Origin of the sequence: Methanoculleus sp. MH98A, assembly GCF_000691865.1 — an archaeon.
Classification (GTDB): Archaea; Halobacteriota; Methanomicrobia; order Methanomicrobiales; family Methanoculleaceae; genus Methanoculleus.
Genome location: NZ_JMIO01000045.1, coordinates 12,915 through 29,685 on the forward strand (window position 1 = coordinate 12,915; position 16,771 = coordinate 29,685).

General features: G+C 63.6%; 20 protein-coding genes and 2 pseudogenes. 7 read left to right on the forward strand and 15 right to left on the reverse strand.

Annotated features, from left to right (window positions below; translation table 11 throughout):
* Positions 1-109: 109 nt before the first annotated feature.
* The 3 genes and pseudogenes from EI28_RS07165 to EI28_RS07175 all read right to left on the reverse strand — a co-directional run bounded on the left by EI28_RS07165 (position 110) and on the right by EI28_RS07175 (position 3,870).
* Positions 110-1,657 (reverse strand): beta-ribofuranosylaminobenzene 5'-phosphate synthase, encoded by a 1,548-nt coding sequence (locus tag EI28_RS07165; protein ID WP_048113857.1) that lies wholly within the window; start codon positions 1,655-1,657, stop codon positions 110-112.
* A gap of 72 nt (positions 1,658-1,729) precedes the next feature.
* The gene (locus EI28_RS07170) at positions 1,730-2,884 is read right to left on the reverse strand and encodes a cofactor-independent phosphoglycerate mutase (protein ID WP_048113859.1); all 1,155 of its coding nucleotides are present in this window, start codon (positions 2,882-2,884) and stop codon (positions 1,730-1,732) included.
* Positions 2,885-2,941: 57 nt separating this feature from the next.
* Positions 2,942-3,870: pseudogene (locus EI28_RS07175) on the reverse strand (NAD-dependent epimerase/dehydratase family protein).
* A 306-nt stretch (positions 3,871-4,176) separates the two neighbouring features.
* Here EI28_RS07175 and EI28_RS07180 point away from each other — a divergent pair.
* From EI28_RS07180 to EI28_RS07210, 7 genes and pseudogenes are all read left to right on the forward strand, one after another.
* Positions 4,177-5,052 (forward strand): DUF368 domain-containing protein, encoded by an 876-nt coding sequence (locus EI28_RS07180; RefSeq protein ID WP_052379697.1) that lies wholly within the window; start codon positions 4,177-4,179, stop codon positions 5,050-5,052.
* Between the two features lie 66 nt (positions 5,053-5,118).
* A pseudogene (locus tag EI28_RS07185) lies at positions 5,119-5,989 on the forward strand (methanogenesis marker 12 protein).
* A gap of 100 nt (positions 5,990-6,089) precedes the next feature.
* Positions 6,090-6,707, forward strand: a complete 618-nt coding sequence (gene hxlB / locus EI28_RS07190; RefSeq protein ID WP_048113861.1) for a 6-phospho-3-hexuloisomerase — start codon at positions 6,090-6,092, stop codon at positions 6,705-6,707.
* A 161-nt stretch (positions 6,708-6,868) separates the two neighbouring features.
* A complete protein-coding gene (locus EI28_RS07195; RefSeq protein ID WP_048113862.1) occupies positions 6,869-7,414 on the forward strand; it encodes a pyruvate ferredoxin oxidoreductase subunit gamma in 546 nt (181 codons plus the stop codon).
* The gene (locus EI28_RS07200) at positions 7,414-7,674 is read left to right on the forward strand and encodes a 4Fe-4S binding protein (protein ID WP_048113863.1); all 261 of its coding nucleotides are present in this window, start codon (positions 7,414-7,416) and stop codon (positions 7,672-7,674) included. The genes EI28_RS07195 and EI28_RS07200 overlap by 1 nt, the downstream gene beginning before the upstream one ends.
* Positions 7,674-8,828, forward strand: a complete 1,155-nt coding sequence (locus EI28_RS07205; RefSeq protein WP_048113864.1) for a transketolase C-terminal domain-containing protein — start codon at positions 7,674-7,676, stop codon at positions 8,826-8,828. Before EI28_RS07200 ends, EI28_RS07205 begins: the two co-directional genes overlap by 1 nt.
* The gene (locus EI28_RS07210) at positions 8,829-9,737 is read left to right on the forward strand and encodes a thiamine pyrophosphate-dependent enzyme (protein WP_048113866.1); all 909 of its coding nucleotides are present in this window, start codon (positions 8,829-8,831) and stop codon (positions 9,735-9,737) included.
* Here EI28_RS07210 and EI28_RS07215 read toward each other — a convergent pair.
* The 12 genes from EI28_RS07215 to rpl7ae form a co-directional block, all read right to left on the reverse strand.
* Positions 9,712-10,287: a LysE family translocator gene (locus EI28_RS07215; protein ID WP_048113868.1), complete on the reverse strand. Its 576-nt coding sequence runs from the start codon at positions 10,285-10,287 to the stop codon at positions 9,712-9,714. The genes EI28_RS07210 and EI28_RS07215 overlap by 26 nt on opposite strands.
* Positions 10,284-10,898 carry a DUF5803 family protein gene (locus EI28_RS07220; protein WP_231476639.1) on the reverse strand — a complete coding sequence of 205 codons (615 nt, stop codon included), beginning with the start codon at positions 10,896-10,898 and terminating at the stop codon, positions 10,284-10,286. Before EI28_RS07220 ends, EI28_RS07215 begins: the two co-directional genes overlap by 4 nt.
* Positions 10,838-12,043 carry a threonine synthase gene (gene thrC / locus EI28_RS07225; RefSeq protein WP_048113872.1) on the reverse strand — a complete coding sequence of 402 codons (1,206 nt, stop codon included), beginning with the start codon at positions 12,041-12,043 and terminating at the stop codon, positions 10,838-10,840. The genes EI28_RS07220 and thrC overlap by 61 nt, the downstream gene beginning before the upstream one ends.
* A gap of 61 nt (positions 12,044-12,104) precedes the next feature.
* On the reverse strand, positions 12,105-12,632 hold the full coding sequence (locus EI28_RS07230; protein WP_048113874.1) for a metal-dependent hydrolase: 528 nt from the start codon (positions 12,630-12,632) through the stop codon (positions 12,105-12,107).
* Positions 12,560-12,850 (reverse strand): metal-dependent hydrolase, encoded by a 291-nt coding sequence (locus tag EI28_RS14015; RefSeq protein WP_155937301.1) that lies wholly within the window; start codon positions 12,848-12,850, stop codon positions 12,560-12,562. Before EI28_RS14015 ends, EI28_RS07230 begins: the two co-directional genes overlap by 73 nt.
* A gap of 9 nt (positions 12,851-12,859) precedes the next feature.
* The gene (locus EI28_RS07235; protein WP_048113876.1) at positions 12,860-13,657 is read right to left on the reverse strand and encodes a nitrilase-related carbon-nitrogen hydrolase; all 798 of its coding nucleotides are present in this window, start codon (positions 13,655-13,657) and stop codon (positions 12,860-12,862) included.
* Complete coding sequence (locus EI28_RS07240) at positions 13,654-13,860, reverse strand: hypothetical protein (protein WP_048113878.1); 207 nt, start codon at positions 13,858-13,860, stop codon at positions 13,654-13,656. Before EI28_RS07240 ends, EI28_RS07235 begins: the two co-directional genes overlap by 4 nt.
* Complete coding sequence (locus EI28_RS07245) at positions 13,857-14,510, reverse strand: MarC family protein (RefSeq protein ID WP_048113880.1); 654 nt, start codon at positions 14,508-14,510, stop codon at positions 13,857-13,859. The genes EI28_RS07240 and EI28_RS07245 overlap by 4 nt, the downstream gene beginning before the upstream one ends.
* Before the next feature lie 917 nt (positions 14,511-15,427).
* Positions 15,428-15,877, reverse strand: a complete 450-nt coding sequence (gene ndk / locus EI28_RS07250; protein ID WP_048113891.1) for a nucleoside-diphosphate kinase — start codon at positions 15,875-15,877, stop codon at positions 15,428-15,430.
* 5 nt (positions 15,878-15,882) lie between these two features.
* A complete protein-coding gene (locus EI28_RS07255; RefSeq protein WP_048113882.1) occupies positions 15,883-16,074 on the reverse strand; it encodes a 50S ribosomal protein L24e in 192 nt (63 codons plus the stop codon).
* Positions 16,075-16,076: 2 nt separating this feature from the next.
* A complete protein-coding gene (locus EI28_RS07260; RefSeq protein ID WP_011843564.1) occupies positions 16,077-16,286 on the reverse strand; it encodes a 30S ribosomal protein S28e in 210 nt (69 codons plus the stop codon).
* A gap of 10 nt (positions 16,287-16,296) precedes the next feature.
* On the reverse strand, positions 16,297-16,665 hold the full coding sequence (gene rpl7ae, locus EI28_RS07265; RefSeq protein ID WP_011843565.1) for a 50S ribosomal protein L7Ae: 369 nt from the start codon (positions 16,663-16,665) through the stop codon (positions 16,297-16,299).
* Positions 16,666-16,771: the final 106 nt, after the last annotated feature.

Genomic DNA, 16,771 nt, shown 5'->3' on the forward strand with positions numbered 1-16,771 from the left:
CCGGAGATAATATATAACTATTAAAATATTCCGGGGGCTGGCTGGAGCAGGTCGATGGTGCCGGAAAAGGGGCCGTTTCTGCATCAGGTCAACGCCGGATGCTCGCCCCTCACTCCCCCCGCACGCTCGCCCCGGAGTTCCTTGCCCGCGTCAGGAGCACCGACCCTCCCCGGTCGCCGAGCACCTCCTTCGCCGCCCGGGCCACATCCTGCATGCCGGAATCCCCGACGGCGTAGATCGTCGGCCCGAACGAACTCAGGCCCGCTCCGGCGGCGCCGGCCTGCACCGTCGCCTCGAGGAGCGAGGAGACGACCGGGTGCTGCAGGCCCACCTCGACCTTCTTGAATCCAAGAGTTTGCGTCCGGTTGACCGCCGAACCGAAGAGGTCGAGATCGTGCTCGACGAGACCCGGGATCATCCGCATGAGCACCTCGTGGCAGACCTCCCGCACCTCATCGAGCGGCACCGGGCAGTGGGTGCGGAAGATGTCGACCTCCCCTCGCCCGTGCGCTCCTGTGCCTACCTCAGGCGTCACCAGCAGGATGCGCCAGTCCTCCGGGAACCGGTGCCGGGCGAGAACCGGCGGGGGCGCGACGCCCCGCGACGCCGCCGACGGGCGGAAATCCTGCTTGCCTCCCGGAGCACCGAACCGGTGCCCGCCGTCCAGGATAAACCCGCCCTGCTCGAACGCCGCCGTGCCGATGCCGGACGTCCCGCCGCGCCCGACGGCCTTCGCGAGATCGCATACGGAGACGTCCCGCTCGTAGAGCCGGCAGAGGGCTGCGGCTGTGGCGAGCGCAACCTGCGTCCCGCTCCCGAGCCCGGCATGCTGCCGTGCGGCGGCGTGCAGGGCAATCTCCGCACCCCCGGGGAGTCCGAGCGTCTCCTTCGCTGCCCGGGCTGCACCGGCAACCCTGCGGCGTGCTTCCTCGTCGCCGCCGCGAACCTCGATCCCCGCGGCTTTCCGCGCATCGAGCACGCACCCGGGCTCGTCGAGGGTGACCCCTACCCCGCCGTCCACCCTGCCCGACGTACCGTTCATGTCGAGGAGGGTGATATGAATCCGGGACGGAGCATCGACCAGCACCCTGATCTCGTCGGTGAACGCCGTGCAGGGGAAGATCTCCTCGATGGCGATCAACGGCTCCTCGCGGTGGATGATCCGGTACTTCCGCGAGAGCATCGGTTCGCACCGGTGGACGCTGAACGTCCGCGCGAGATCCGCTCCGGCACGGACGACGCGGGCGTCGGTAATCTCCCGGCGCGACTCTATCCGGTGACGGCGGAGAATCCTCCCGATGGGGATATCGGCCCGCATGAGGTCCTGCCTGAACTCCGGTGCAAGCCGCCGGAGCGGGGTGCAGGAGACCGCATAGATGAGCACTTCTCCCGTTACGCCGTCTTTTAGCTCCACGACGCGGTAGTTGACCTCATCGCCCTGCTCGATATCGAGTGCCGCCGCCGCCTCGGTATCGGCGGCGACGATGTCCTGCACCAGGGTAGTGATGGTGACGGGATGGCCGGTCGCCATCTCGAGCAGGCCGGTCACCGACCCGTCGGTCCCGATGAGAACCTTCTGCATCGGGGAGAGCCTTCCCACGCCCTGCTCGATCTCCCGTATCCTCTCGACGATCCCGTCTGCCGTCAGGGGTTCCATGTCCTTGGGTAGCGTTGTACGTGGAGACTACAAAAAGGTGGTGCCGGAAAATCCGTCCTCCTCAGGGGCGGTTCACGGCGAAAAGAACAGGGATAGGAAGTCCGGGGCCTCTATGAGCCCGAACGAGCCCCCTTTCGCCTCGCGCTCGGAGAACGCGGAGACACCGTCCTTTCCTTTCCCGAGCACCGCGAACGGCACCGGGTCTGCGGTATGGGTCTTGCACCGTATCGGCGTCGGGTGGTCGGGGAGAACCGCGACGGCCGTGTCCGGGCGGTCGAGGACGATCCCGATCGCTTCGTCGAGCCGCTCGATCGCCCGCACCTTCTCCTCGACGCTCCCCATGTGCCCGGCCTCGTCGGGGGCCTCGACGTGCATGTAGACGAAGTCGAGACGGTCGAGGGCGTCGACCGCGTACCGGGCCTTCGCCTCGTAGTCGGTGTCGATGAACCCGGTGGCGCCGGGGACGTGGATCACCTCCATCCCGGCAAGGCGGGCGATGCCGGCGAGGAGGTCGACTGCGGAGATCATCCCGCCGGCAAGTCCGTACTTCTCGCGGAAGGGCGCAAGGGACGGTTTCTTCCCGCCGCTCCACGGCCAGATATCGGTTGCAGCGGTCTTTCCCTCCTCGAGGCGGCGCCGATTGACCGGGTGGCCGGCGAAGACCTCCCGCGCCCGTTCCATGCAGTCGAGGAGGCGTTCGGCGTCGTCTCCGCGCGGGAGGAACTCCGTGACCGGCTGGCCGACGATGTCGTGGGGCGGGGTGGTGACGGCGCCGCGTGCGCGGGGAACGACCATCAGGTTCCGGTAACTGATCCCCGGGTGGACCCGGACGCCGTCGAGCGCGGCAGAGAGGTCGCGGAGGAGCTCGGCGCCTTCGGCGCTTGAGATGTGCCCGGCGTTGAAGTCTTCCATCACGCCGCTGTGGATCGCGACCAGGTTGCACCGGTAGGCCATCTCCCCCTCCCTGAGATCGATGCCCATGCTGGCCGCCTCGAGCGGCCCCCTCCCGGTATAGGAGGTGCGGGGGTCGTAGCCGAGGATCGAGAGGTTCGCGACGTCGCTCCCCGGCTCGAATCCATCCGGCACGGTCCGGAGCATCCCGCACCGCCCCTCGCGGGCGATCCTGTCCATATTCGGTATCTCTGCGTATTCGAGGGGTGTCCTGCCCCCCAGTTCGGCAAGCGGCTCGTCCGCCATGCCGTCCCCGAGAATGATGATGTACTTCATGTAAACCCTGTGCAAGTCCTGGTAATCCCTGGAATTTCCGTGGGGGCGGCGTGCCCCCTATCCGAGCATGGCGCGGACCGCTGTCCGGACGCTCTCTTCCGATGTGGTGGCGCACCGCCAGCCAAGATCCTTGAGTTTCTCGACCGAGAGCTGCATCTTCGGGACGTCGCCGACCCATCCGCGTTCGCCACCGGTGAACCGGTAACGAACGCCGGAGAGACCCATCTCTTCCGCAACGATATCGGCAATCGTGACGACGTCGATCCAGTCCTCGGAGCCGATGTTGAAGGTGTTCACCGGGTCGCGCGAGTGCTCGATCCCGAACTGCACGGCGCGGACGCACTCCCCGACCTCCAGGTAGGACTTCGTCTGCCTGCCGTCGCCGAGGATCTCGAGTTCCTGCGGGTTTTCCCGGAGTTTGCGGATGAAGTCGGAGATGACGCCGTGCCCGCTCCGCTCGCCGATGATGTTTGCGAACCGGTAGACCCAGGACGTCATCTCAAACGAGTGGCAGTACGACGATATGAGCGCCTCGCAGGCAAGTTTCGTCGCGCCGTAGACGGATATCGGTTCGAGCGGGGTGTAGGTCTCCGGCGTGGGGATGACGGCGGCATCGCCGTAGACGGTCGAGGTCGAGGTGAAGACGAGTTCCGGCACGCCGTGCGCCCGCATCGCCTCGAGCACCCGGTGCGTCGCAACGATATTATTCCTGATCTGGGAGTCCGGGGTCACGGCGCTCTGCCGGACGTCGGGGTCTGCGGCGATATGGTAAACCCGGTCTGCGCCGGAAAACCGTTCCTGCCACCCGTCGTCGAGCAGGTTCTGCCTGACGAAGGCGACCCGCCCGCCCGCCGCGTGGTGAGCAAGGTTCCTCTCGGTGCCCGCACTGCAGTCATCGATGACCAGCACATTGTCTCCCCCTGCCGCCAGGCGTCGACGACGTGCGAACCGATGAAACCGGCACCGCCCGTTACGATACAGAACATCATAGAGTAATGTCCCTCTCACGCTATAGGATTTACTTATGGGTGGAGCGGGGAAAAGCCCCCGCCATCCGGCATATGCGGGTGAGTCCGACACGGGGAAAGGTTAATGCCCGTATCCGGTTCACTCCACGATCCGATACCCTCGTTCGGGGCATATTTTTCATGATTGCCTCCGACATATGAATCACAAGGAGTTGTCCGATTGAGAGAGGTACGCACCTGTTGCAGACCCAACCGGTTTTTGGCCGCCGTCCGCCTGCAGAGCCGGGTTTTCGTGTTCGTCGATACCCATAGCGGAGCCGGACCATGAACCTGCGCCCGGATGGTATACGGGAACACGCGGGGATCTATCTCCGCGGTCTCGCGATGGGAGCCTGCGATATCGTTCCCGGCGTCTCGGGGGGAACGATCGCCCTCATCACCGGGATCTACGAGCGGCTGGTCGGGGCCATCGGCAGCATCGACCCCGCATCGGTAAAACACCTCGCGAGGGGTGACTTCGGCTCTCTCCAAAAGGATCTCGAGAAGATCGACATCCCGTTCCTCATCGTCCTCCTTGCCGGGATCGGCACCGCCTTCCTCCTGATGTCCCGCGTGATCCTCACCCTCCTCGACAACTATACGGTGGCGACCTACTCCTTCTTCCTCGGCCTCATCATCGCCTCTGCAGTAGCCATATTCCTTGAGATCCGCTCGCACAACGTGGCCACTCTCGCCTTCCTCGCCGTCGGAACCGGCGCCGGCTACCTCCTCGGGGGCCTCGGGAATATCGATCTCGGCCACTCCCTGCCGGTTCTCTTCCTCACCGGGATGGCGGCGCTCTGCGCCATGATCCTCCCGGGAGTTTCGGGCGCCTACATCACCCTCATTCTCAACCAGTACGAGTTCATGCTTGCGGCGCTCCGGGGATTCCTGCTTCCTGAGATCCTGGCCTACGTCGCCGGCGGTGCTGCAGGACTCCTCCTCTTCACGAAAGCCCTCAAATATCTCCTTGCGACCTATCACGGGGCGATGCTCGCTCTGCTCACCGGCCTGATGCTCGGCTCGGCCCGCATGCTCTGGGAGAAGGGTGCTGCGGCCGGGGATATGCTCTCCGGCGGCTGGATATTCTTCCTTGTGGGCCTCGCCGTCGTCGGCGCGGTCGAGTACGGAAAGAGGCGTTACCGGGCCGGCACGGCCTGATCTACGCCTCTTCGCACGGGACGATCCGAAAACTTACTTCCTCCCGGGAGTGCAACGGGATATATCATGTTCATCGGCATCGATCACGGCACCACCGCGATGCGCTTCTCAAGCGGGGACGCGGAGTTCAAGATCTCCCGGGAAGAGGCCAGGGACTTCTCTGCCGGCGATCTTGCCCGCCTCGCTCCGCTCGACGAGATCGAGGGCATTGCCGTCTGCTACTCGATGGGCGACGGCATCTCGGCCGTAACCGATATCGCGAAAGTCGAAAACCGCGGCGTCATCTCCCGGGAGGCGCCGGCAAGCACATCGGCGGCGGCACCCGGGTCTACGATGCGATCAGGGAGAGCGGCCTTCCTGCCGTCGTGATCCCCGGGCTGCACCGCGGATCCCCGACCGACCCGCGGTTCAAGGCCTACTCCCACCAGGCGAGCCCCGAGAAGATCGGGATCCTGTACGAGGTCGTGCACGACCTCGGGGACGACGTCGTGGTCTGCGATGCGAGTTCGAACACCGTCACCCTCCTCGTGACCGGTGGGGGGATCACCGGCGCGTTCGATGCCTGCATCTTCGCGCCCGGCACCCGGCACGGCGCTCTCGACGTGGACGCCATCCGCCGGATCGACCGTGGCGACTCCACGGCGAACGACGCGTTTCTCCACGCGGGTGTGAACTATACGGTGCCTCCCGATCTGCGGACGGAGACGATGGCCATGTTTGCCGCGATGGAGTGCGCCTCGATGCTTCTCCTCAACCCCGGTGCGAACGTCGCCCTCGCCGGCACCATGCTCCCGCCATCGCGCCGCGGGTGGAGGGGCTCCTCTCCCGCAGCGTCACCGTCTACGACGAGTGGTGTGCGGCCCGGGGGCTCGCCCGGATCGCCCGCGACGTCTTCTCGGGAGCAACCGAGATCCTCGGACTCGCGGTTGAGCGGTAGCCCCCGCCCGGGCAAACCGGCGGGCAGCGCCCCTCCGGTTTCGTAATCTTTTAAGTGGTGCCGGGTAGTATAATGGTTCAATTGAGGAGAGGCCGGAACCATGCAGCAGGAATGCCCCAGTATCGCCGATCTCATGCTCCTGATGACGTCGCGTCTCGAAGAAGCCGCGCGCACGATGGATCAGCAGAGCGCCGGCCGGTTTCTTGAAGTGATCCTCAACGCAAAGCGGATATATCTTGCTGGAGCCGGCCGCTCCGGCCTTGTTGCGCGGGCGTTTGCCCAGCGGTTGATGCATCTCGGGTTCGAGAGTTACGTCATCAGCGAGACGATCACGCCCGCGTTCGGCCCGGAAGACGTGCTCGTTGCGTTCTCGGGCTCGGGTGAGACCCGGTCGGTCGTGGACGCGTGCGAGACCGCCCGGGAGATCGGGGGAACGATCTGTCTCGTCACCTCGACGCCCGACTCGCATATCGGCCGCATGGCCGACTGCATCGTCGAGATCGGGAACAACCGGCTCAAAGACGCGGATATCCCGCGCGACTTCGAGATCCGCCAGCTCACCGGACAGTACCGATCGGTCTCCGGTTCGTTCGCCCCTCTCGGGACGCTCTTTGAGACCGCGGCGCTGGTTTTTTCCGACGCGATCGTCTCGGCCCTGATGGAAGTGCGGCACTGCACCGCTGAGGAACTCAAAAGCCGCCTTGCAAACGTCCAGTGAACGGCGGCAGTCTCCGCGCCTGTGCTCCCCCCTCCCGGCACCGGCAATAATTATGTCCTCTGGGGGGCAACAGGTGTTTTGGCACGTTCACGGCCCCGGCGCGGCCTGTTGGTGCCGGGTATTTATATTATTAATCATTAAGATTTAAAGGGGGTTTTTGTTTGAGAGAGTTACGCATTCACGGCAGGGGTGGTCAGGGTTCCGTGACCGCCGCCGAACTCATTGCTTACGCAGCATTCGAGGGCGGTGTCTTTTCCCAGGCATTCCCGGCCTTCGGCGTGGAACGCCGGGGCGCCCCGGTTCAGGCGTTCGTCCGGTTCAGCGACGAGAAGGTACGGCTGCGCAGCCAGATCTACGAACCCGATTACATCATCGTCCAGGACCCTACTCTGATCGGGGATGTCGACGTCTTTAAGGGCATGAAAGCGGGTGGGATTGCCATCGTCAACACCGAGAAATCCGACTTCGATTCCGGTGTTCCGGAGGGCGTAAAGGTCTACACCATCGATGCGACCACCATCGCGCTCGAAGAGCTCGGTGTGCCCATCACCAATACAACCCTGATGGGCGCGTTCGCCGCAGCCACCGGCGAGATCGGGCTTGAGCCGCTCGAGCACGCGCTGCGAAGCCGGTTCTCCGGAAGCATGGCCGACAAAAACGTCAAAGCAGCAGAGCGCGCGTACAACCTGATCGGGGGTGCCGCATAATGGCGTTGCGAGTCGGCTGCGCCGCGGCTCCCGGGAAGGCGCGTGAGAATAAGACGGGCGCCTGGCGGGTCTTCAAACCGGTCTTTGACCCCGAGATCTGCACGAAGTGCGGCATGTGCGCTCTGGTATGTCCTGAAGGGTGCATCCGCGAGACGGAGGAGGGCACGTTCGAGCCCGACCTCGACTACTGCAAGGGTTGCGGCCTCTGCGTGGAGGTCTGTCCGAAGAAAGCCATCCGGATGGAGAAGGAGGAGAAGTAATGCTGGAGTTTATGGAAGGATCGCATGCGGTGGCCGAGATCGTAAAACGCTGCCGTCCGCAGGTTATCTCGGCCTACCCCATCACACCGCAGACGCACATCGTCGAAGACCTTGCCCAGATGGTGGCGAACTGCGAGATCGATGCCGAGTACATCACGGTCGAGAGCGAGTTCTCGGCCCTTTCCGCCTGCCTCGGTGCGAGTGCGGCGGGTTCCCGGGTCTATTCGGCGACGACGTCCCAGGGGCTTGCCCTGATGTTCGAGGTCTGCTTCAACGTGGCGGGGATGCGCCAGCCGATCGTGATGACGATCGCGAACCGGTCTCTCGGTGCGCCGCTCTCGATCTGGAACGACCAGCAGGACTCGATATCCCTGCGCGACTCCGGGTGGCTGCAGTTCTACGCTGAAGACAACCAGGAGACCGCTGATCTCCACATGATCGCTTATAAGGTCTGTGAGGATCACGATATTCTCCTCCCGGCGTTCGTCTGCTTCGACGGGTTCATCCTCACGCACACCTTCGAGCCGGTCTCCCTCCCCACCCAGGAGGAGGTGGACGCCTACCTGCCGGCCTTTAACCCCTACCAGCGGCTGGACGCGGAAAATCCGTTGAGTTTCGGGATGTACGCGACGCCCGATTACTACATGGAGTTCCGCTACGAAGTCGACCGGGCGATGCAGCGTGCCAAACAGGCGTTCGTCAAGGCCGGGCGCGAGTTCGGCGAACAGTTCGGCAGGGACTACTCCGGGCTCGTCGAGGGCTACCGCCTCGAGGACGCTGATACCGCGCTCGTCGCCATGGGCTCCATCTGCGGCACCGTAAAGGACGCCGTCGACGAGATGCGCGAGAACGGCCGAAAGGTCGGGCTCCTCAAGATCCGGACCTACCGGCCGTTCCCGGCTCAGGAGATCGCGGATGCCTTGAAGGGCGTCTCGAAGGTGGCGGTGCTCGACAAGAACATCTCGCTCGGCAACGGCGGAGCGGTCGGCATCGAGGTGAAGACGGCGCTGTATGGCTCCGGCATATCCGTATACGACTACATCATCGCTCTCGGCGGGCGTGACGTGCGGAAGAGGGATATCGCCGCGATCGTCGATCTCGCCGAGAAGGGGAAAGGAGATATGTTCTATGGATTACGGACGGAGGTGCTCTGAATGGCCGAAGTAGAAGAAGGATGCGAACTCTTCTCGGCCGGGCACCGGGCGTGCGGAGGGTGCGGCCCGGCGCTTGCGGCTCGCCTTCTCCTCAAGGCGACCGGGAAGAACGCCATCCTGGTAGCATCGACCGGCTGTATGGAGGTCTTCTCCACGCCTTACCCGGAGACCGCCTGGGGAGTTCCCTGGATCCACTCGCTCTTCGAGAACGCCGCGGCGGTTGCCTCCGGCATCGAGGCTTCGTTGAAGCGGCAGGGGCGCAGCGAGAAAGTCCTCTGCGTCTGCGGCGACGGAGCCACGTTCGATATCGGAGTGCTCTGCATCAGCGGCGCCTTTGAGCGGGGCCACGACATCACCTACATCTGCTACGACAACGAGGCCTACATGAACACGGGCATCCAGCGGTCGGGCGCGACGCCGTACGGCGCGAGCACCACGACGAGCCCGGCAGGCAAGTGCTCGCCTGGGAATGTGCACCCGAAGAAGGACATGCCCGCGATCCTCGCCGCACACGGTGCGCCGTACGTCGCGACCGCCTCGATCGCCTACCCGAACGACTTCATAAAGAAGGTCGAGCGGGCGATCAACACCCCCGGCCCCTGCTACATTCAGGTGCACACTCCCTGCTGCACGGGATGGGGCTTTGAGGCCGGCGAGACGCTTAACATGGGCAAGCTCGCCATCGAGACAGGCCTCTGGGTGAACTACGAGCTGGTCAACGGGCAGGTCGAAAAGGTGAAGAAGGTGCGGCGGAAACCGGTCGAGGAGTATCTCGCAAAGCAGAAGCGCTTCCGGCACCTCTTCAAGCCTGCCCGGCAGGACGACATGATCGCGAGCATCCAGGCGATCGCCGATGCCAACGCCGAGCGGTTCGGGATCGATATCAAGGCGAAAGAATCGTCAGAATAAAGTACAGCCCGAAGAGAACCATGGCGAGTCCGCTCGCCTGCACCACTTTTTTGTAATGGGGGCCGAGAACGTTCGCTCCCCGGGAGACCGCAAAGGCGAGAAGCCCGAGCCAGACGATATCCGCGCCGATATGCCCGACATAGAACTCGACGAACGCCGGGTGGAGCGCGAGGAACCCGACGCCGAACGTGAGCCACCAGACCCACCAGTAGGGGTTGCCGAGCGTGCACGCGAGCCCGAAGGCAACCGGCGTCTTCGTCTCCCCGGTCGCGGGGACGGTCTCTCCCGCACGGAGGAACTGCATCGTGCCGAGCGCGACGAGCACGCCCGAGCCGAGAATGGCGATGAGGTCGATATGCGGAATGTCGCGCACGCCGAAGGCTATGGCCGCGACCATGGCGGCTTCGGGGATGCCGTGCCCCGCGACCAGCCCCGCGACGAACCGGCCGGGCTGCCGCGACCCGAGGCCGAGAACCGAGGCGGTCATGGGGCCGGGCGAGGCGGCCCCGGAGAACCCGATCAGGAACGATGCGGCGACGACGTCGATCATTCGCCCTCCTTCCTCCGCGAAATGAGGAGGGGAAGGAGGAGGACGAGCGCGACCGCGAGCCATATGGTGCCGAAGGTGGTGAGCAGGATCTCGCGCTCCGGGGTGTAGAAACGGACCTCCACGACACGTATCCGGTCCCAGGCGACCTCCGTGGTCCCGTTCGGCCCGGTAGAGATCACGGCGCCGGGGCTGACCATGCCGATGAGCGGGTTTTTGACGTCGAAGCCCCCGGGCAGGGCGACGGTTACGGCATACGGCGTATCGAAGGCCGCCACAAGGTGGTTATCCCTCACTGGGGCCCGGTAGGTGATCGTGTAGTTCCCCTCCGGGAAGGTGATGACCCCTCTCCCCGTTTCCTGGTAATCGACCGGGCCTGCGGGACCGAGCACCTCGAGTTCCTCGACCTGGAGCGGAACGCGCTCCCCCAGCATCCCCGGCGTCCAGAAGGCATGCTCGCTCCCCGTGACCTCGAACGAGGCCTCGTAGGCGGTGCCGTCGGAGAGCACCCGGACGGCGGCGTCCTGTGCCGCCGCCGGAGCAGCGATCAGGATCAGCGCAAGACAGAGAGCAGCGAGGGCAGGTCCGCGTCGATCTCGATGGGGGGCTCGCATTGTCGCACCACTGTTTCAGGATCTTTCAAGAGATGACCGGTCACCACGCAGACGATCCGCTCATCCTTGTCGATCAGGCCGAGTTCGGCAAGTTTTCGTATTCCGGCGACCGAGGCTGCCGAAGCGGGTTCGACCCCGATCCCTTCTTTCCTTGCGAGATCGCGCTGCATGGCAAGGATCTCCTCGTCGGTCACGGATGCCGCCGTCCCCCCCGTCGCCCGGATGGCGACGAGTGCCTTCTCTGCGTTCACCGGGGCGCCGATACGTATCGCGGTCGCAACGGTCTCGGGCTCGGCTTCAGGAACCAGCACCTCGAGGTTCTGCTCAATCGCCTTCACCACCGGCTGGGAGCCGGCAGCCTGGATGCCGGTCATCATCGGCAGCCGGTCGATGAACCCGAGGGATTCGAGTTCTCTGAGCCCTTTATAGACCGCGGAGATGTTGCCCGCGTTTCCTACGGGGAGAACCATCCGGTCGGGCACCTCGCCGCCGAGCTGGTCGACCGCCTCAAACCCGATCGTCTTCTGCCCCTCCAGCCGGTAGGGGTTGACCGAGTTCAAGAGATAGAGGCCGTGGCTGATGCAGAGCTCGTGTACCATCTCGAGCGCCCTATCGAAGTTGCCGCGGATGGAGATGACCCGGGCACCGTGCATCAGCGCCTGGGCAACCTTCCCGAGAGCGACTTTTCCCGCGGGCAGGAGGACGACGCAGGGGACGCCGCCCTTTGCCGCGTAGGCAGCGAGGCTTGCGGAGGTGTTCCCGGTGCTCGCGCAGGCGACCGTCGTCATCCCGAGCTCGCGGGCCATGCTGACGCCCACGGTCATGCCCCGGTCCTTGAACGAACCGGTCGGGTTCATCCCCTCGTGTTTTGCGTAGAGTTCGGAGAGGCCCAGTTCCTTACCGATGTTCTTTAAGTGGTAGAGCGGGGTCCCTCCTTCCTGGAGGGAGACCGGTTCACCCCGAACCGGGAGGAGTTCGCGGTAGCGCCAGACCGAAAGGGGGCGCCGGTTCCATTCGTCGCGTGAGACGTCGATGCCGTCCATGTCGTATTCGACGGTCAGCAGGTGTCCGCAGCGGTTGCACGTATAGATGATCTGGTCCGGTGAGTAGGTTGCACCACAATGAACGCAGACGAGACGGTACATAGGAAATCGTTGATCGCGCGGATACGTATAGATATGCTATCAGGGATCCGGACGGTCCGGCTTACCGCCGCCGCTGCTCGGGCCGGACGCGGGAGACGAGCATGAAGAGCAGCCAGAGGGCGGGAGCGGCGACGAGCGCGAGGCCTCCGAGTTCCTCGACCGACATGGGGGTCACGAACGGCGCGACGAACATCCCGGCCGCCGCTACGGTGAGCACGATGGCGAAGGCTGCAGGGCGCACCTCAAAGAGCCCCTGAGCCCGGACACGGCCGGCCACTCGCCGCTTGGAGAAGGGGTAAAGCCAGGCGACGCCGGCCGGGGTGCAGGTGTCTTCCACGAGGTGGAGGACGCACCCTGCAAAGAATGCGCACCCGAAAACCGGAAGGAGCGCGAGGGAACTCCCGAGCCAGGTGAGGATGAGGGCCAGGTAACCGGAGAGGACGAGGCTTGTCAGCCCGACACCCGGGAACGAGTGGAGCAGTCCGCGGTGCCTGTGCCGGTAACTCTTCCTGAGGATCAGCATGAAGACGAGGGAGAGCGGGTAGTAAATGAGATACCTGATGGTGTAGCCGAAGATCGGGAGCACCACGCAAAGCCGTTTACCACCTGTCCTCTCTTCCCTTTCGCGCCGGCTATTCTGCCGTTGAATATCGCCGCATCGACGGCATCTGCGTCCGGGGCGAGCGATCCGATGAAGACGCCGGAGAGGAGGACGGCGATCGCGGCCGCGTCGATGGCGGTGGCCCAGGGAGCGATAAGAAATGCTGCCGTAGCAAGACTGAGCGATACGTGCTGGTCACCCCGCATGGGAAATCTCTACAGTTTGGAGAGCAGTCTGTGATAAAGGTCACTTCTGCGGTCTGAAAGTGAAGGAAGTGAGGATTGTGCCTCATGAACCGCTACAGGATCGACCTCGATGGAGATGGCCTCTTCCCCGGCCCCGCACCGGCCGATGACGGTTCCGTCCGGGTCGGCGGCGAGCGATCCCCCGCAGCAGGGCGCGCCCGGCCGGCCGGCCGTGTTGATCCCGGCTACGTAGTACCGGTTCTCGAGAGCCCGTGCGGGGAGCAGGGTCTCCCAGTGGGAGAGCCGGGAGCAGGGCCATGCGGCCGGGACCAGCATGCACTCCACGCCGGCTATGGCGTAGATCCGGAAGAGTTCCGGGAACCGCAGGTCGTAGCAGACTGCAAGCCCGAACGTCGTTTTGTCGACGGTGAACGTGGCGATCCGGTCGCCTGCGGTGTAGTATTGGTCTTCTCCCTCGGGGGAGAAGAGATGGATCTTCGCGTAGGCAGCGAGGAGTTCGCCGTCTTCGTCGAGCACCACGGTGGTGTTCTTAGGACGATTCTCCGGCCCCGCTTCGACGATCGATCCTGCTACCGCGATACCGTTCTCCTCTGCTATCCGTGCGAACGCGGCAGTGAGCGGGCCGTCCAGGGGTTCGCCGGAGCCCGGCGGGACCTTCGGCGACCATCCGGTCACGAACTGCTCGGGAAAACAGATGAGCGATGCTCCCGCCGCCGCGGCCTCCCCGGCCATCCGGCCGGCCGCCTCGAGCCTCTCCGCAGGGTTGCCACGGCCGCCGCCGGCCTGCGCAAGGGTTATCTTCGTCATTCCTGAGACGGGCTCGCGTCCCTGCCCCTGCAGGAGAAGATGAGCATGGCGGCGCCGAGGACGACGAGAACGGCGAGCGTCACCATGACGTACGGGGCGAACGGGATAACAACAGCGAACATCTGCGCCGCGATCAGGATCCCGCCTGCGATGATGCAGGTGCTGATCAGGGCGGCTCCGGGAAGCGTAAGGTCGGGTGTCATGCAATACCTCCGGTGAGTATGGGGAAGGCGGTTCTGATGCCGATGAGGATGAACTGGACTGCAATCGCGATGAGGAGCATCCCCATCAGCCGGTTGGCGGCGCGGTACTCCCGCTGGCCGATGCGCCGGACGATGACGTCGGCATTCTGCATCATGTAGTAGGTGAGCGAGATGGCTACAACGGCAGCGAGCGGCACGACGGCGATTGCGGCGACGCTCATGCTCATTGCCTCGTTCATCAGCACGATTGCCGAGGTGATGGCGCCGGGCCCCGCGATCATCGGGACTGCGAGCGGCATGACGGCGATGTCGTCCGCGTCCTGCCCTTCGTACTTCTCGGTCGCCGTCATCTTCGTCCGGGATGTCTTTGCGTAGACCATGTCCATGCCTATGCCGAAGAGAAGGAGACCGCCTGCGATGCGGAAAGCCTCGATGGAGATGCCGAAGAGCTGCAGGATCCAGCCGCCTGCAATGGTGAAGAGCAGCAGGATGAGCAGGGCGAACCGGCTTGCGTCACGTGCGACCCTGAGTTTTGCCGCCTGATCCATCGTGCCGGTGAGGGAGACGAAGATCAGGGTGGCTGCAAGCGGGTTCACTACGATAAGGATCGAAGAAAACGTCAGCAGCGCAAAACTCAGGAGATCCGCCATTTATACTCAGGTATGCGGTAGGTTCGATATTAGCACTTGTGGTTTTGGGGAAGGATGGATGATCTATTTCTCCGAAAACCTGCTCAGGTAAAGAATTTTTCCGCCGGCAGGCCGCGCTGGCGTGGGTTTATCCCTTCGGAGGCTTCGTGGGTGGCTTGGGGTGTGGTGGGATGGATAGAGTTCATTCTGGTCGATACTCGGGATACATCTCATGTTCATTGCGGTCAGGTGGAGGAGGTTAGTCTTCAAGTCGCGAACGCAAGTGGGCGCGAGCACTGCAGGTGTGAGTAATGACTGTTTACAGCGTAGGAGTTCGATCGTCGATGGTGCGAGTCGTACTGGGGGCATATGATATTGACACGTTCGGAGTGCAAGAACAGTCGCAACGAGGAAAAAACGCAGTGCAGTGGACCGTGGGGGTATCGCCACGCACTGCCCCCGCCCCCCGGGCGGGGGAGGAGGCCGAAGGCCGGGCGGGGTGGGGTTACAGGTATGGTTTTAGGAGGGAGACAGGGGAGGGGGCACGCCCCCTCAAAGGCCTTCGGCCTTCTCGTGCTCCGTTCCTGTCGGAACATCGCACTCCCCGTCATCCCCACCCCCAATGGCGATATCCCCTTGAAATCCGTGCCAGATGCAACCAAAGAAAAATCGTCAGGTACGCAGCCTCCACGGTCCACCGCACGGGGTCTTTCCTCGCATTGACCACTTTGTCGCAACTCACCCCAAAACTCTTCCCTATATAGGATTATCGGTGCAAATCCCTTTGTGTCATACACAAATCCAGTAGCCCGGCGCTGTGCGAGCAAAGGTCCGGCCTACACCTTTCATCCCGGGCGAAAAACCCCCACGCACCGCTACGCAACAAATTCTCCAGGAAAAAGAAACGGTATCCCGCCGGAATCCGGCGGTTCCGCCGTTCACTCGTAGAGAACGGGCTCGTCGATCCGCGAGTAATCGACCAGTTCGCCCGCCGAGAAGTGGATGCCGAGTTCGCGGGCGGCGCTCTCGAGGGAGTCGGACGCGTGGATCACGTTCCGCCCGATATCGAGCGCGAAGTCGCCGCGGATAGAACCAGGTTCGGCCTCTGCGGGGTTGGTGGCGCCGACCATCTTGCGGACGATCGCGACGACACCCTTGCCCTCCCAGGCCATCAGGAAGCAGGGTCCGCTCATGATGTAGGACTTCAGGCCCGGGAAGAAGGGCTTCTCCAGGTGTTCGCGGTACTGCTCGACGACCCGCTCCTCGGGGAGGAGTTCGAGTTTCGCCCCGACGAGTTTGAGGCCCTTCGCCTCGAACCGGGAGACGATCTCCCCGACGAGCCCGCGCTGGACGCCGTCGGGTTTGACCATCACGAAGGTGCGGTCCATGCCGATCACTCTTTGCCGCGGGCCTTGCGTCCCATCGCGGTCCACTCGACGCGGCGCGGCACCCGGCCGAGCCGGTAGTTGTTCTGGCACTTGGTGCTGCAGAAGTAGAGGATGGTTCCGTCCTTCTTGACGAACATCTTGCCGGTGCCGGGCTCCAGAACCTCTCCACAGAAATTGCAGACGTACTTGTCGACCATGGTTACCGCCTCGAGAGCTTCTTGGCCTCACGTTCGGTCTCGAGCAGCGAAAGGATGTCTCCCTCCCTGATCGGGCCCACCGTGTTGCGGGTGATGATCCGCCCTTTGTTCGGGCCGTCGAGAACCCGGCACTTCACCTGCTGGGCTTCGCCATGCATCCCGGTCATGCCGATGATCTCGATAACTTCTGCGGGCGTTCCGTCGTTTGCCATGATTTATCCCTCACTCTCTCAGTGCAGCAATCTGCTTCGCGATCTCTTCGACGAGGTCCTTTGCCTTGCCGGACTTGACGATCGCGGCGGCTGCCGAGCCGACCTCGAGGCCGCTCGCCAGGCCGATGTCGTTCTGCTTGGAGATGTAGACGAACGGGATCTGCTTCTCCTCGCAGAGCGGCGGCAGATGCATCACAATTTCTTCAGGCTCAACGTCCGAACCGATAAGAACCAGCTGGGCAATGTTGCGCTCAACTGCTTTTGTTGCCTCGTTGGACCCCTTCTTCACCTTACCGGTGTCCCTTGCTATCTCAAGGGCTTCAAGAGCCTTATTCTGGATCTCTTCCGGAATCTCGAATTTTACATATGCCTTTGCCATAACTCACCTCTTTCAGGTGCAGCCCTCTGCTGCTCCGTCATCATTCATCAGTAGCGTAGCTGATCGAATGCGCTCTATTATGTCAATAAGAGGAGAGATAAAGGTT

What these genes read in the sequence shown, in the direction of transcription:
- EI28_RS07170 (WP_048113859.1), bottom strand. Translation starts at nt 2,884, where the DNA reads ATGAAGTACATCATCATTCTCGGGGACGGCATGGCGGACGAGCCGCTT.
- EI28_RS07205 (WP_048113864.1), top strand. Translation starts at nt 7,674, where the DNA reads ATGCTGGAGTTTATGGAAGGATCGCATGCGGTGGCCGAGATCGTAAAA.
- EI28_RS07215 (WP_048113868.1), bottom strand. Translation starts at nt 10,287, where the DNA reads ATGATCGACGTCGTCGCCGCATCGTTCCTGATCGGGTTCTCCGGGGCC.
- thrC (WP_048113872.1), bottom strand. Translation starts at nt 12,043, where the DNA reads ATGTACCGTCTCGTCTGCGTTCATTGTGGTGCAACCTACTCACCGGAC.
- rpl7ae (WP_011843565.1), bottom strand. Translation starts at nt 16,665, where the DNA reads ATGGCAAAGGCATATGTAAAATTCGAGATTCCGGAAGAGATCCAGAAT.
- EI28_RS07260 (WP_011843564.1), bottom strand. Translation starts at nt 16,286, where the DNA reads ATGGCAAACGACGGAACGCCCGCAGAAGTTATCGAGATCATCGGCATG.
- EI28_RS14015 (WP_155937301.1), bottom strand. Translation starts at nt 12,850, where the DNA reads ATGCGGGGTGACCAGCACGTATCGCTCAGTCTTGCTACGGCAGCATTT.
- EI28_RS07200 (WP_048113863.1), top strand. Translation starts at nt 7,414, where the DNA reads ATGGCGTTGCGAGTCGGCTGCGCCGCGGCTCCCGGGAAGGCGCGTGAG.
- EI28_RS07245 (WP_048113880.1), bottom strand. Translation starts at nt 14,510, where the DNA reads ATGGCGGATCTCCTGAGTTTTGCGCTGCTGACGTTTTCTTCGATCCTT.
- EI28_RS07210 (WP_048113866.1), top strand. Translation starts at nt 8,829, where the DNA reads ATGGCCGAAGTAGAAGAAGGATGCGAACTCTTCTCGGCCGGGCACCGG.
- EI28_RS07255 (WP_048113882.1), bottom strand. Translation starts at nt 16,074, where the DNA reads ATGGTCGACAAGTACGTCTGCAATTTCTGTGGAGAGGTTCTGGAGCCC.
- EI28_RS07220 (WP_231476639.1), bottom strand. Translation starts at nt 10,898, where the DNA reads ATGCGAGCCCCCCATCGAGATCGACGCGGACCTGCCCTCGCTGCTCTC.
- EI28_RS07235 (WP_048113876.1), bottom strand. Translation starts at nt 13,657, where the DNA reads ATGACGAAGATAACCCTTGCGCAGGCCGGCGGCGGCCGTGGCAACCCT.
- ndk (WP_048113891.1), bottom strand. Translation starts at nt 15,877, where the DNA reads ATGGACCGCACCTTCGTGATGGTCAAACCCGACGGCGTCCAGCGCGGG.
- hxlB (WP_048113861.1), top strand. Translation starts at nt 6,090, where the DNA reads ATGCAGCAGGAATGCCCCAGTATCGCCGATCTCATGCTCCTGATGACG.
- EI28_RS07240 (WP_048113878.1), bottom strand. Translation starts at nt 13,860, where the DNA reads ATGACACCCGACCTTACGCTTCCCGGAGCCGCCCTGATCAGCACCTGC.
- EI28_RS07180 (WP_052379697.1), top strand. Translation starts at nt 4,177, where the DNA reads ATGAACCTGCGCCCGGATGGTATACGGGAACACGCGGGGATCTATCTC.
- EI28_RS07165 (WP_048113857.1), bottom strand. Translation starts at nt 1,657, where the DNA reads ATGGAACCCCTGACGGCAGACGGGATCGTCGAGAGGATACGGGAGATC.